This window comes from Paenibacillus turicensis, from assembly GCF_050461185.1.
Taxonomy (GTDB): Bacteria; Bacillota; Bacilli; order Paenibacillales; family Paenibacillaceae; genus Fontibacillus; species Fontibacillus turicensis_A.
Map to the genome: position 1 here is coordinate 1,350,202 of NZ_JBCMOR010000005.1, position 12,882 is coordinate 1,363,083.

Annotated in this window: 16 protein-coding genes; all 16 read right to left on the bottom strand. The window is 39.7% G+C overall.

Going from position 1 to position 12,882, the window contains the following annotated elements; genetic code table 11:
- Window position 1 precedes the first annotated feature (1 nt).
- The 16 genes from ABE099_RS08460 to der all read right to left on the bottom strand — a co-directional run bounded on the left by ABE099_RS08460 (window position 2) and on the right by der (window position 12,851).
- Window positions 2-178 carry a hypothetical protein gene (locus tag ABE099_RS08460; protein WP_430029268.1) on the bottom strand — a complete coding sequence of 59 codons (177 nt, stop codon included), beginning with the start codon at window positions 176-178 and terminating at the stop codon, window positions 2-4.
- Window positions 179-258: 80 nt separating this feature from the next.
- Window positions 259-1,077 (bottom strand): CheR family methyltransferase, encoded by an 819-nt coding sequence (locus ABE099_RS08465; RefSeq protein WP_430029270.1) that lies wholly within the window; start codon window positions 1,075-1,077, stop codon window positions 259-261.
- The gene (ndk, locus tag ABE099_RS08470; RefSeq protein WP_430029272.1) at window positions 1,068-1,511 is read right to left on the bottom strand and encodes a nucleoside-diphosphate kinase; all 444 of its coding nucleotides are present in this window, start codon (window positions 1,509-1,511) and stop codon (window positions 1,068-1,070) included. The genes ABE099_RS08465 and ndk overlap by 10 nt, the downstream gene beginning before the upstream one ends.
- Before the next feature lie 75 nt (window positions 1,512-1,586).
- Window positions 1,587-2,564: a polyprenyl synthetase family protein gene (locus ABE099_RS08475; protein ID WP_430029274.1), complete on the bottom strand. Its 978-nt coding sequence runs from the start codon at window positions 2,562-2,564 to the stop codon at window positions 1,587-1,589.
- Window positions 2,561-3,424 carry a menaquinone biosynthetic enzyme MqnA/MqnD family protein gene (locus ABE099_RS08480; protein ID WP_430029276.1) on the bottom strand — a complete coding sequence of 288 codons (864 nt, stop codon included), beginning with the start codon at window positions 3,422-3,424 and terminating at the stop codon, window positions 2,561-2,563. The genes ABE099_RS08475 and ABE099_RS08480 overlap by 4 nt, the downstream gene beginning before the upstream one ends.
- 26 nt (window positions 3,425-3,450) lie before the next feature.
- A complete protein-coding gene (locus ABE099_RS08485; RefSeq protein ID WP_430029278.1) occupies window positions 3,451-4,317 on the bottom strand; it encodes a UbiA-like polyprenyltransferase in 867 nt (288 codons plus the stop codon).
- A 6-nt stretch (window positions 4,318-4,323) separates the two neighbouring features.
- The gene (locus ABE099_RS08490) at window positions 4,324-5,043 is read right to left on the bottom strand and encodes a demethylmenaquinone methyltransferase (protein WP_430029281.1); all 720 of its coding nucleotides are present in this window, start codon (window positions 5,041-5,043) and stop codon (window positions 4,324-4,326) included.
- A 14-nt stretch (window positions 5,044-5,057) separates the two neighbouring features.
- On the bottom strand, window positions 5,058-5,930 hold the full coding sequence (locus tag ABE099_RS08495; protein WP_430029283.1) for a heptaprenyl diphosphate synthase component 1: 873 nt from the start codon (window positions 5,928-5,930) through the stop codon (window positions 5,058-5,060).
- A gap of 105 nt (window positions 5,931-6,035) precedes the next feature.
- On the bottom strand, window positions 6,036-6,578 hold the full coding sequence (locus tag ABE099_RS08500) for a hypothetical protein (RefSeq protein WP_430029285.1): 543 nt from the start codon (window positions 6,576-6,578) through the stop codon (window positions 6,036-6,038).
- Between the two features lie 63 nt (window positions 6,579-6,641).
- Window positions 6,642-6,899, bottom strand: coding sequence for a trp RNA-binding attenuation protein MtrB (mtrB, locus tag ABE099_RS08505; protein ID WP_430029287.1), 258 nt, complete (start codon window positions 6,897-6,899; stop codon window positions 6,642-6,644).
- Between the two features lie 118 nt (window positions 6,900-7,017).
- Window positions 7,018-7,290, bottom strand: coding sequence for an HU family DNA-binding protein (locus ABE099_RS08510; RefSeq protein ID WP_210091074.1), 273 nt, complete (start codon window positions 7,288-7,290; stop codon window positions 7,018-7,020).
- Window positions 7,291-7,570: 280 nt separating this feature from the next.
- Window positions 7,571-9,049: a stage IV sporulation protein A gene (gene spoIVA / locus ABE099_RS08515; RefSeq protein WP_210091105.1), complete on the bottom strand. Its 1,479-nt coding sequence runs from the start codon at window positions 9,047-9,049 to the stop codon at window positions 7,571-7,573.
- 408 nt (window positions 9,050-9,457) lie between these two features.
- Window positions 9,458-9,730 (bottom strand): stage VI sporulation protein F, encoded by a 273-nt coding sequence (locus ABE099_RS08520; RefSeq protein WP_210091075.1) that lies wholly within the window; start codon window positions 9,728-9,730, stop codon window positions 9,458-9,460.
- Window positions 9,731-9,872: 142 nt separating this feature from the next.
- Window positions 9,873-10,913 (bottom strand): NAD(P)H-dependent glycerol-3-phosphate dehydrogenase, encoded by a 1,041-nt coding sequence (locus ABE099_RS08525; protein ID WP_430029290.1) that lies wholly within the window; start codon window positions 10,911-10,913, stop codon window positions 9,873-9,875.
- Window positions 10,906-11,514 carry a glycerol-3-phosphate 1-O-acyltransferase PlsY gene (plsY, locus tag ABE099_RS08530; RefSeq protein ID WP_430030542.1) on the bottom strand — a complete coding sequence of 203 codons (609 nt, stop codon included), beginning with the start codon at window positions 11,512-11,514 and terminating at the stop codon, window positions 10,906-10,908. The genes ABE099_RS08525 and plsY overlap by 8 nt, the downstream gene beginning before the upstream one ends.
- A 14-nt stretch (window positions 11,515-11,528) precedes the next feature.
- Window positions 11,529-12,851 (bottom strand): ribosome biogenesis GTPase Der, encoded by a 1,323-nt coding sequence (gene der / locus ABE099_RS08535; protein WP_430029292.1) that lies wholly within the window; start codon window positions 12,849-12,851, stop codon window positions 11,529-11,531.
- Between the last annotated feature and the right edge of the window lie 31 nt (window positions 12,852-12,882).

Below are 12,882 nucleotides of genomic sequence, written 5' to 3' on the forward strand. Positions count from 1 at the left end.
TCTAACACAAAAAACCTGAAGCTGGCTTCTTATCTTCTATTTCTGTAGGTAGTGTAGACACATCTATATTGTCTAGCAGCCCTCTTATTTGGATGCCTTCAAGTCCTAAAATCTGTGCACATTCCTGTTGACTTAAAAAGCCACGTTGATAAGCTTCAATCACTTTTCTTTTGTCCATGAAATTTACCTCCATATCCTTTTAAAATACTATTAACAAGTATTGGAAAGTAAACTCATGAATATACCTTATCCTTTGGACTATCCCCTTTTACGATAAAAGAATGTCTCAGTTGGCTCTAATCCGTACGTCCCAGGTGTAAATATTTGCTCAGTACTCCCTACAAATAATACGCCACCAGGCCGTAATGCCTTAGCAAATTTATGGTAAAGCAATTGCTTCGCTTCCTCTGTAAAATAAATCATCACGTTACGACAAACAATGAGGTCAAAACCGTCTTCAAAGGTGTCGAGCAATAAATTTTGCTTACGGAAGTTTACTGTTTTTTGTAGTGATGGATCAATACGGAACATTTGACCTTCAGGCTTGAAATAACGCTTAGCCACATCAACAGGCACATCCTTTAAAGAACGTTCCAAGTATAAGCCTTGCGCTGCCTTAGCTAGGGCTCCATCATCGATATCAGAAGCTAATAAATAGCTTTGTGACAATAACTTCATATCAGATAAAATCATTGCTAACGTATAGGGCTCTTCACCTGTAGAACACGCTGCACTCCAAATTTTTAGTTTGGATTTCCCAGCTGACAATTCAGGCAACACTACATCACGTAGCGTTTCCCAACGATTTGGATTACGCCAAAACTCAGACACGTTAATCGTCATTTTATCTAAAAATTCATAAAATAGCGCTTTCTCCTTCATCATCGCCACGTAAAAGGTATCAAAACTAGCAAACCCATTTTTATTACGCAATGTTGTTAATCTACGTTTCATTTGAGCTTCTTTATATTGAGCTAGATCAATACCGGTGCTTTTTTTGATATTGCTTATAAAACCTAAATAATCCCTGTCCGTTGCCGTGACATCATTAGTGTTTTTACTTGTGTTTATATCCATGGTTGTATGTCCTTATCATATGAAGTAAATTCGTGAGGCTCAAAAAAGTTAGCAATTTCTCGTTGAGCGCTGTCAGGTCCATCTGAACCATGAATTAGATTAAAAGGATTACGCGCTGCAAAATCACCACGTATAGTACCAGGCATCGCATCCATCGCTTTTGTTTTTCCAATTAAATTACGAGCTAAGGTGATGGCATCCTGACCTTCCCATACCATTGCAAATACAGGCGCCGAGGATATAAAGTCCACAATTTCAGCAAAAAAAGGTTTTCCTTCATGCTCTATGTAGTGATTTTTTGCTTGTTCAGGGGTCGGCTGTATTAATTTTGCCGCAATAAGCTTCATCCCTTTATTTTCAAAGCGCTTTACAATTTCCCCTATCAATCCACGTTGTACACCATCAGGCTTTATCATCAAAAAAGTACGCTCCATAGCAATCCTCCGAAACAAATTAATCATAGCTTGTCTTATCTCGTAGTGTATCAGAAAAATCCTTAGTACGTAAGCCTAATAAGTGCGCTTATTTACGAAAATTGCAATTTCCTTCAATTGCGTTCGTGTTTTCATTTCTGGTAGCTGATCTAAGGCATCCAATGCTTTATGAATAAATTGATCGGCTAACGCCTCCGCCATTTTAATACCAGGTCCATTAACAATATACTCAATCGCTTTTGAAGTATCCTTGTCCCCATCCGCTTGATGTCGTATCGTATCTATCTCCGCTAATAGTTTTTCTTTATTCGAAGAATGTTGAAGGGTATAAATAACGGGCAACGTAATGTTTCCCTGCCGCATATCGCTACCTGGTGGTTTGCCAATTGCTTTTTCAGTACCACATAAATCCAGCAAGTCATCACGAATTTGAAATGCCATCCCAACGTTGTAACCATACTGATACAATAATCGACTATGCTCTTTGGAGACTCCAGCAGCTATTGCTCCAAGCTGACAGCTTATTGCAATTAGCAACGCTGTCTTACGACGAATACGTAATAGATAATTACGTACACTTTGGTTGGTATTGTAAAAATCCCGAATTTGCTCCATTTCACCAATGGACATCTGAACTAAAGCTTTAGCTAAAATACGATGTATATCTGGATTTTTAAGCTCAGTTACTAGCATTAAAGCTTTGGCATAAATGTAATCACCCGTGTACATCGCAATTTTATTATCCCATTTTGACTTTACAGTTGGTTTACCACGCCGCAACGCAGCATCATCAATCACATCATCATGCACGAGGGAAGCTGAATGAATGAGTTCTAATGGAACTGCAATGTATTGTAGCTTATTAATATCGTATTCACCAAACTTTGCACCAAGCAAAACAAAAACGGGGCGCAAGCGTTTCCCCCCAGCCTTAAGCAGATGAAGCGAGGTTTCACTTAATAATGGGTCGTCACCCTCAATACTTTTGTAAAGCTGGCGTTCAATAAAATCTATATCTCTTTTTAAGGTACCAAAAATATCTACTAGTTTCATCCCTTCACCTGTGTCAACGTATTATTACTCCACAACTGAATATGCACCTTGTGGTCCAGTAATCCAAGCTCATAGGCATAATCAAAATACAACTGCAAGCCCGCTTGAATTTTATCATTAAAATCATAACATAAATTAGTAAAATAGGAATGCCAATAATGATTGGTCCCACCAATTTCTTTACAGGCTGCTGCAACAAGCGAATCTAAATGAGCTAAGCTTTGCTGCTTACTATGAACAAACGCCGCCACTAACTCACCAATGAAGTCTTGATTTTGCTCTGCAAATTTAGTATGCACCGTCCATACAGCAAAAGTCATACTATGTCCTGTCCATGCTCTCCAGATTTCCCCTAAATCGGTAACGATAAACCCATGATCCTCCCACGAGGCACGAATCGCATGATCGCCAATTAACAGAGCAGCATCATGCTCAGCCATCATAACATCTAACCTTGGTTCACATACTACGTAGCTAGGATTAGCACCAAATTTCTTACTCATAATTATTTTCAGTAAATTGACTGAAGTTGCAGATGTATTTGTTAGTGCAATGCTGACATCACCTAATTCTTCAATAGGCTTACGTGAAAATAGTAAAATCGATTTGACTGCGCCATTACTGCTCACCGATAAATCAGGTAATACCATTAACTGCTCTGAGCCAACACCATAAGCAAAGGAAGACACTGGAGCAACATCCAGTGTCTTGTCTAATATCCCTTGATTTAATACAGATGGAACCTCTACAACTAAACGGCTTGGCTTCGTTAGCCGATCCACATCAAAATGATGATACATCGGCCAAGCATTTGTATATCTAATTTTACCGATGAGGATATCTCTTTCATAATTTTCCATAGTGTTATCCTCCTCGTTAAGAACAATTATCGAATAAATAAATCAATCGTAGTAAATGAAAATACAACAATACTTAACACACCATTCATCCAAAAAAATGCAGTTTGCAATCTACTTAGATCACTAGGTGACACAATGTAGTGTTCATAAAACAACATCAAGAAGGCTACGATCATTCCTGCGATATACCAACCACCTAGATCGGCCATAAAATAGAGAGCAATAAATCCAATTGCTGTAGCAATGTGCATCACCTTAGCAATCGTAAGTGATCTTGCTACACCAAAACGTACTGGTATAGAGTATAGACCTTCCTTCGTATCAAACTCTACATCTTGACAGGAATATATAATATCAAAACCTGCCACCCAAAACGTAATCGTGAAAAAGAACACCATCGCTGTCCAGTCTACCTTGCCTGTCACTGCCGCCCAACCTCCTAATGGAGCCAGGGCAATAGTTAGACCAAGCACAACGTGGCATAGCCATGTGAAGCGTTTCGTATAGGAATAAACAACTAGCATAATTACTGCAATAGGTAACAGTTTTACAGCAAGTGGATCAAGCTTATACGCCGCCCAAAATAACAATACAAATGAAACAATAATAAAAATAATAACTTCACCGATTTTAAGTAACCCAGCAGGAATCGCACGGTTAGCCGTACGTGGATTTTTAGCATCACTTACCCGATCTATTAAGCGATTTAGACCCATAGCAGCACTTCTAGCCCCAAACATCGCTAGCAGTACCCAGCCAATTTGTGCCCAAGTCGGGAGATGCTGATTAAGCGCTACAGAACCTAACATGGCTCCCATAAAAGCAAAAGGTAAAGCAAACACCGTATGCTCAAATTTAATCATTTGCAAAAAAATTATAGCCTTCTTAAACATCAGTTCTTACGTCTCCTTTGTTCCAATATGCAATGCGGCAATCCCACCTGTTAAAGGATAAGCTTGAACCTGCTGCAGCCCAGTCTCTTGGAATATTTGTAACAACTCTTCACGTCCTGGGAATTGAACTAATGAATCAGGCAACCATTTATATTGCTCGTAACGTTTCGCAAATATTTTCCCCAGCATGGGCAACAAATTTTTGAAATAAAAATAATACAAGCCCTTAAATGGCTGCCACGTCGGTTTAGATAGCTCCAGACATACCACCATTCCACCAGGCTTGACCACTCGCTTCATTTCGCTTAACACTTGCTTTAAATCAGGCACGTTACGTAAGCCGAAGCCAATCGTAGCATAATCAAATGTATTATCGTCAAATGGAAGTGCCATCGCATTTCCTTGAACTAATGTAATGACATCATTAAGACCTTGCTGCTGCACTTTGCTTTTTCCAACGGCAAGCATATTTTCGCTAAAATCAAGACCTGTAATTGGTCCCCTAGAAGCTTGCGCCATACTGATTGTCCAGTCACAAGTCCCACAGCATAAGTCAATTGCACTATCTCCTTGTGACATATTCATCTTTTTCATGGTGAACTTGCGCCAAGCCTTATGTCGCCTGAAACTTAAAATATCGTTCATCACATCGTACTTATGTGCAATACTCTCAAATACATCATGTACAAACTCTTCTTTTGGCTTGGAATCACTTTGCGGATTCATATGTTCATTTCACCTTACCCTTCCACACACAAGCGAAGCTTACTTCTAAAAGAATCATTCAAAGCTTGTAACAGCTCATCTAATTGCAATTGAAGCTTTTCAGTTTCATAGTCCGCTAATAACGATTGAATTTGTGCTAACGTTGTTGTAAATAACATTTTAAACTGCTCACCCATATTATATTTAGACAAAAGCCTTGTCCATTCCTCTAGTCCAACCTTAGATCTGGACAACTTTTCTTTATCCTCTGAGGTACCAGTCTCCATAATTTTCAAATAAGTATAACTCATCCGTTGTTCAGGCAATGTACCCTCAAGGTCTAGCTCCTCTAGAACAACCTCAAGGCGGCTAAATTCGGCTAATAACAGCTTCCACACGTTTTGAAGCGACTTGTCCAATGAAGCAGTAAAAGAAATAAAAAGCCCCATTTTTAAAGAGACCTTATCCTTTAAATATTGTTCTGCTGTTAAAGACATTGTTTTAAGCTTAGTATATAGGCTTACCTTCATCCGGTTAACCTCACAAATCGCTGCACTCATCGAGGCAATCGTTGCAATATTACCTTCTTCAGCTAATAATTCATAAAAAACACTACTAAAATAATCCCCTGCTAAAACCTTAAGCTGCCTCGAACGCATCAACTCATCTTCAATTGCACCTTCATTTTGATCAATAAAATCATGTGTATCTAATCCAAGTTGTACAAGGAAAGACGCTAAGGCGCAGGACTGAGCTGCATTTAAAGCTTGGTCTTGTTGATGAGCATTTAGAAATGTATAAAGTAAATGAACACGAGGCACCGGAAATGCTGGCAGCTTCGTGTGCTTAGATATCATATCGTACCCCACATACTTTTGAGCAAGGTTACTTATATGTTGAAGGTTCATTCTCGCTACTCCTCAAATAATTGTCACAATCTTGTCTATTATAGCATATGTTTTAAGGCTACGCACAATAGACAATGTATATTAATTACGTTATAATTCGATGTCTTATTTTTTAAAATGTAATTGCCATAGCTTCGTTTCCGTCATACGAAACCACGTTTTTATCTCTCTTGGCAATGGTTCATCTCCAAGCCCCTCTAATTGCTGTATTATTTCCTTAGGCCATTCTCCTTTTCGTATATCTGCCGCAAGCAATAAATATTTGTTTTTTGTCCATGGGTCTTCAGCTACAACTCGTACTAATAGCTGATACACATTATTGGTCTGTCCCATGGAAAAAGAAATTAGCTCTGCTAGACTCTCATATACTAAAGCGGGTTTGAAATTGTCGCCAGTTAGCTTCATATCCACCGATAAAATATGCCTACTAAAATCTACTTTGCTTAACTTAACAGACAGGTCAAGTCTGCTTAGCTCATCAACAAGATTAGCTGTGCTCAGCTCAATCGACTTTCCTATATCAGCCAATGCTGGTTTATGTACTTCTTTAGAGGCATAGGAGGACAACGAGGATAAGCTCACCAATACAAATACACTAATAAATGTAAGCCCAACACAACCTGCTACCCACAGCCATTTCTGTTTCATGAACTTCCCCCCTCTATACCCATTGTATAAATAAAAAAGGCAGGCTATGCCTGCATTCACCAATTATTCTTCCGTATCAATATTACCGTGTCTTGTCATTACAATTGCTTTCCCTCGAACCTTAATAGCTGAAGTATGCTCAGTAAATTGAGCGATCAACACCTCACCCTTGTCCAGCTTCTCAGTGTGATGAAACCGTGTGTCCCTACCCCGAGTTAAGCCAATTACAGTGACGCCTTGCTCCTTTGCCTTAACAACAAAATAATCGTTATTAGTTGTATTCGGTGTTGCCCCATTTCCGGAATGTTGTGTCTCATCCATAATTTAAGCTACCTCCTTATTTTTAATAAAATAAAAATTAATCATAGCAAATATTTTGAAAAAAAAGAACGTGAACAATATGCCCACGTCCTTTTTTAGAGAAAATATGTAGAAATCATTATTTGATTCCGTCCTTAAGCGCTTTACCTGGTTTAAATGCAGGAATTTTGCTTGCAGGGATTTCAATTTCCTCTCCAGTTTGCGGATTGCGACCTTTACGAGCAGAACGCTCACGCACTTCAAAGTTACCAAAGCCAACTAGTTGTACTTTGTCTCCGTTTTGAAGGGCAGTAGAAATTGCTTCAAATACAGCATCTACAGCTTTAGTTGCATCCTTCTTAGACAATTCAGTACTCTCAACTACTTGAGTAATTAAGTCAGATTTATTCATCATCATTCACCTCCCTGCCTAATGTTCTATGTTACTATTATTCTGTGTTTCCGTTTTACTGCAGAATATACGTTTTATAAGCCTAATATCAAAAAAACCCTGTAAAATTCGTTATATTCGTTGACCACAGGAAAAGCGGACAAATTTATAGTAATACAGCCTACCCATAATTTCAAGTTTTTTAAATTTAATTTCCTTATAAAATTTCATAATTAATCCTTAAATTTACATATAAAAACAGCTGTACACAATATTTTGCGTACAGCTGCAGTTAGATTAACTATAAAATAATGGCGATCAAGCCACCTGAACCCTCATTAATAATTCTACCTAATGTCTCTTGTAGCTTATAACGTGCATTGTCAGGCATCATAGCGATTTTCCCTTGGATACCTTCTCTGACAATAGAATGCAAGGATCTACCAAAAATATCAGACTCCCAAATCTTGATTGGATCATTTTCAAAGTCCTGCATCAGGTAGCGTACTAGCTCTTCACTTTGTTTTTCAGTTCCAATAATTGGTGAGAACTCCGATTCAACATCGACACGAATCATATGAATCGATGGTGCTGTCGCCTTTAAACGCACTCCAAATCTTGCACCTTGGCGAATTAGTTCTGGATCATCCAAGGCCATTTCAGATAAGGTTGGCGCGGCGATACCATAACCGGTTGTCTTCACCATCTCTAGCGCTTCAGCAAATCGATCGTATTCTCGTTTAGCATGTGTAAAATCCTGCATTAATTGTAGCAAATGATCTTTACCTCTAATTTCAACGCCTACCACTTCCATTAAAATGCCATCATACAGCTCATCTGGCGCATACAGATCAATTTCTGCTACACCTTGACCCATATTTAATCCGCTTAAGCCGGCGCGATCGATAAAATCGTATTCCATAAAGTTACTTACGACCCTGTCCACATCACGTAAACGGCGAATGTCCTTCACGGTATCTCTAACGGAGTTTTCATAGTTGCTGCGTAGCCAATGATCTTCCTCAAGCACCATAACCCAGCTCGGTAAATTGACATTCACCTCATGCACAGGGAATTCATATAATACTTCACGTAAAACACCAGTAACATCTTCCTCTGTCATCGTTGCTGCACTTAGAGTCAGCACAGGTATATCATATTTTTGTGCTAGCTCACTGCGAAGCTCTAATGCATCTTGGCTATTTGGATGTGTAGAGTTAATGACGAGTACAAATGGTTTGCCAACCTCTTTTAACTCATTAATAACACGCTCCTCAGATTCTACATAAGAATAGCGTGGAATGTCAGCAATCGTCCCGTCTGTCGTGATGACTACACCAAGTGTAGAATGCTCCTGAATGACTTTACGTGTGCCAATCTCTGCCGCTTCCTGAAATGGAATTGGCTCTTCAAACCAAGGTGTTGAAATCATTCTTGGTCCGTTTTCGTCCTCATACCCTTTAGCACCTTCTACTGCATAACCTACACAATCTACTAACCTGACGTTCACCTCTAAGCCTTCATCCACATTAATTTGCACTGCATTGTTTGGTACAAATTTAGGCTCTGTTGTCATAATTGTTTTTCCTGCTGCACTTTGCGGAAGCTCATCCACTGCACGTACTCGATCCGCTTCATTCACGATGTTTGGCAACACAATTGTTTCCATAAACCGCTTAATAAATGTAGACTTGCCTGTTCGGACAGCACCTACGATTCCGAGATAAATGTCTCCTCCGGTACGTTCAGCAATGTCCTTGAAAATATCTACCTTTTCCAATACCAATGATATCCCCTCCTCAAAATGACCCGAAGGAAAAATGCCTTGAGAGCATCCGCTTCGTTTTAAATTATGAATAATTATTACCAATACTACGGCAGGAGCGGCGCTCCTAGAGCTTCGTGTCCGCCGCTAAACATCTACGTGGAGAATGACTTAAACGAAGCGGCGTTAACTCGTACATGCATTTGGACTAGTATCATCATATGTACTAGATGCGTAATTATGACAGTAGAAGCATGTTACGCCCATTTTTTTTTGCAAGTTGCTGCTTCGCCATGAAGTAAACCTACCAATACTTTACAGCAAATCATATTCTGCCTATTTAAATACTATGTATCCACTAAGATTGATAGACCAAGAGACAAAAAAAATCCTATTGCAAATGTGCAATAGGATTTTAGACAACTATTTTTTCATCATTAATTTCATAAGTGCTTCCATATTAGATGGATTCATCCCGCTTTTTTTGACAGCACCTACAATTTCATTGATGGTACTTTCTGATACAGGTACTTTTGCTACAGCAGAAACTTGCTTAATCAATTTCCGAAGCTCAGCCTCACTTTGCATCGTAGACGGCTTTACTGTACTTGCAAGTTTCTTTACTTGGTTATCAGAAATGTGCTTTCCTGCTTTTTTGTTAATCGCATTCAACGCATCCTTAGGAACTTTACTCATACTTTTCTCTTACCTCCTCTACTGTCCTCAAGACAGTGTATGAGGGGAGAAAACGTTTGGTGAAGCCCTACTGAGCCTATATATAGCCTATGTAACCCAATTTATAATCTAATACATAGAACCATAAACAATTATAATCCCATTAAGTGTGCCATTGTTCATAGGTCTGTAATGAAATCATTTCCATTTCCGTCTTACGATCTCTGCCCATTAATGCATCCACCGCAATGCTAGGATCGAGTCCTTCAAACAAAACATGATATATTTGTGCCGCGATTGGCATTTGTACATTGTATTTATTTGAAATGACATGAGCTGCTTTTGTTGTCCGAATTCCTTCGACAACCATACCCATTTGCTTTAATACATCCTCTAAAGACTTCCCTTGCCCTAACATATATCCTGCTCGCCAGTTACGACTATGCTGACTTGTCGCTGTCACCACTAAGTCGCCTATGCCCGCAAGACCTGCAAAGGTTAATGGATTGGCTCCCATTTCTACACCAATTCGCGTAATTTCAGCTAAACCTCGCGTAATTAGCGCAGCTTTTGCATTATCGCCATGACCTAGTCCATCAGATAGACCTGCCCCTAAAGCAATAATGTTTTTGAGTGCGCCAGCAAGCTCTACTCCAATCACATCTCGATTGGTATAAACTCTGAAATAAGTATTCATGAACAAATCTTGTGCAAGCTTAGCACGTTCATCATTAAGTGAAGCCACAACAATCGTCGTAGGGCAACGCTTCACTACCTCTTCTGCATGACTTGGACCCGACAATACAACAATTTCATTTTCATCGCACTCTAGCTCCTCTGCAATGACTGTAGAAATTCGCTTTAGGCTTTCTGTTTCAAAACCTTTTGTTGCATGAATCACTGTCATTTCACTATTCCAATACGCCTTAAGACTACGACTTACATCCCTTACTGCGGAAGACGGGGCAACGATAACAACAGCTTTTGCACCAGTCACTGCCTGCTCCATATCACATGTCGCAACTAGGTTTGTAGGAAGCACAGCACCAGGCAAAAAATGTTCATTGCTATGTTTATTGTTAATTTCATCACGCTGGGCTTCACTTCTCGTCCAGATCATAACATTCATGTCGTTATCTGCTAGCACACTGCCTAAGGCAGTTCCCCAACTACCTGCTACGAGTACAGCTACCTTCTCACCCAACTTGCTTTCCTCCCTTAGAACCTATCTTATTTTCTTCTCCATGCACAAGCTTCACAATATTACTGCGATGCCGCCAAAATGCAAAGAGACAAATGATTAGACTACTCCAAAAAACAGCATTAATTGGCTGTAGCAAGCCTAAAAAGATTGGAGTTAAAAACACAAAGATCAAAGATCCCAATGAAACATATCTCGTAAATATGATGCACAAAATGGCAACAATCCCTGCGTAGAGTGCAGGCAAAAAAGACAGGGTAGCCATTACCCCAATGGTAGTGGCAATCCCTTTTCCACCGCGAAAACGAAAATATATCGGCCAATTATGACCTACAATCGCAGCAAGCCCACAAATAGCAGGAATCCATTCTGATCCATTCCCAAGCCAAACTCCAAGCCAGATGGCTACGATGCCTTTTAATATATCCAGCACAAGCACCATAATGGCAGGTCCTTTACCAAGTACACGTAATGTATTTGTTGCTCCTGCATTGCCACTACCATGTTGACGAATATCTATGCCTTTTAGCAGCTTGGCTAAAACGACACTAAAGCTAATGGAGCCAATTAAATAGCTAAGCACGATCGCAATGATTGACCACATCACAGAACTCTCCCCTATCCTTCGTCTGACTTGCGGCGAGTAAACAACCGAATCGGCGTACCCTCAAAATCAAACGCAGCACGAATTTTATTTTCTAAATAACGTTCATAGGAGAAATGCATGATGGATGGATCATTTACAAACACCACAATAGTAGGTGGCTTTACAGCAACCTGTGTCACATAGTTAATCCGTAAACGACGACCTTTATCTGTTGGTGGTGGATTAATCGCAATCGCATCTGAAACGACATCGTTTAACAGATGCGTTTGAACCCGCTTAGAGTGCTGATCCGCCACATGCGTTACAACTGGTAATAGCTTATGCAAGCGTTGCTTTGTTTTTGCTGATAAAAATACGATGGGTGCATAAGTCATGAACAAAAAGTGGTCTCTAATTTTTTGCTCAAACTGTTGCATCGTTTTATCATCTTTTTCAACAACATCCCATTTATTTACAACAAACATCGTTGCTTTTCCTGCTTCATAAGCGTAACCTGCAATATGCTTGTCTTGTTCAATAATACCTTCTTCACCATTAACAACAACTAAAACAACGTCTGCACGTTCAATCGCCTTCATAGCACGCATCACGCTATACTTCTCCGTCGTTTCATACACCTTACCACGTTTTCGCATTCCAGCCGTGTCAATGAGGACATAACGTTGTCCATCCTTTTCAAATGGCGTATCAATCGCATCACGTGTTGTACCAGCAATGCTACTAACGATGACACGCTCTTCTCCAAGAATAGCATTGACTAAAGAGGATTTACCTACATTGGGACGTCCGATCAATGCAACACGAATGACATCATCGTCATATTCGTTATCCTCTAGCTCTGGTAAGCTATCTGTGATCGCATCAAGCAAATCACCGATCCCTGTACCATGACTTCCAGATACCCCAATCGGCTCCCCAAATCCAAGGTTATAGAACTCATAAATATGATCTGCACGTTCTAAATTATCCACTTTATTTACAGCAACAATAATTGGCTTACCTGATCGGTACAAAATATTAGCTACTTCTTCATCTGAGCCAGTTACACCTGTCTTGGCATCTGTCATAAATACAATGACATCCGCCTCTTCAATCGCAAGCTCTGCTTGCACACGAATTGATTTTAAAATTGGCTCCTCATCATCCATTTCAATTCCACCTGTATCGATGATGCTAAACGATTTGCCGTTCCATTCTCCAACACCGTAAATACGGTCTCTTGTTATACCCGGTTTATCTTCAACAATTGCGAGTCTATCCCCAATAATACGATTAAATATCGTTGATTTCCCTACGTTAGGTCTTCCAACAATAGCAACTACTGGCCGTGCCATAGACATACCTCCTGCACTTCATTTTATATAC

Bases quoted from the DNA above. Each gene is read 5' to 3' on its own strand.
- ABE099_RS08475 (WP_430029274.1), bottom strand. From the start codon at position 2,564: ATGAAACTAGTAGATATTTTTGGTACCTTAAAAAGAGATATAGATTTT.
- ABE099_RS08520 (WP_210091075.1), bottom strand. From the start codon at position 9,730: ATGAGTAAAGTTCCTAAGGATGCGTTGAATGCGATTAACAAAAAAGCA.
- ABE099_RS08500 (WP_430029285.1), bottom strand. From the start codon at position 6,578: ATGAAACAGAAATGGCTGTGGGTAGCAGGTTGTGTTGGGCTTACATTT.
- ABE099_RS08495 (WP_430029283.1), bottom strand. From the start codon at position 5,930: ATGAACCTTCAACATATAAGTAACCTTGCTCAAAAGTATGTGGGGTAC.
- ndk (WP_430029272.1), bottom strand. From the start codon at position 1,511: ATGGAGCGTACTTTTTTGATGATAAAGCCTGATGGTGTACAACGTGGA.
- plsY (WP_430030542.1), bottom strand. From the start codon at position 11,514: ATGTGGTCAATCATTGCGATCGTGCTTAGCTATTTAATTGGCTCCATT.
- mtrB (WP_430029287.1), bottom strand. From the start codon at position 6,899: ATGGATGAGACACAACATTCCGGAAATGGGGCAACACCGAATACAACT.
- ABE099_RS08480 (WP_430029276.1), bottom strand. From the start codon at position 3,424: ATGGAAAATTATGAAAGAGATATCCTCATCGGTAAAATTAGATATACA.
- ABE099_RS08460 (WP_430029268.1), bottom strand. From the start codon at position 178: ATGGACAAAAGAAAAGTGATTGAAGCTTATCAACGTGGCTTTTTAAGT.
- ABE099_RS08465 (WP_430029270.1), bottom strand. From the start codon at position 1,077: ATGGATATAAACACAAGTAAAAACACTAATGATGTCACGGCAACGGAC.
- ABE099_RS08485 (WP_430029278.1), bottom strand. From the start codon at position 4,317: ATGTTTAAGAAGGCTATAATTTTTTTGCAAATGATTAAATTTGAGCAT.
- ABE099_RS08490 (WP_430029281.1), bottom strand. From the start codon at position 5,043: ATGAATCCGCAAAGTGATTCCAAGCCAAAAGAAGAGTTTGTACATGAT.
- der (WP_430029292.1), bottom strand. From the start codon at position 12,851: ATGGCACGGCCAGTAGTTGCTATTGTTGGAAGACCTAACGTAGGGAAA.
- ABE099_RS08510 (WP_210091074.1), bottom strand. From the start codon at position 7,290: ATGAATAAATCTGACTTAATTACTCAAGTAGTTGAGAGTACTGAATTG.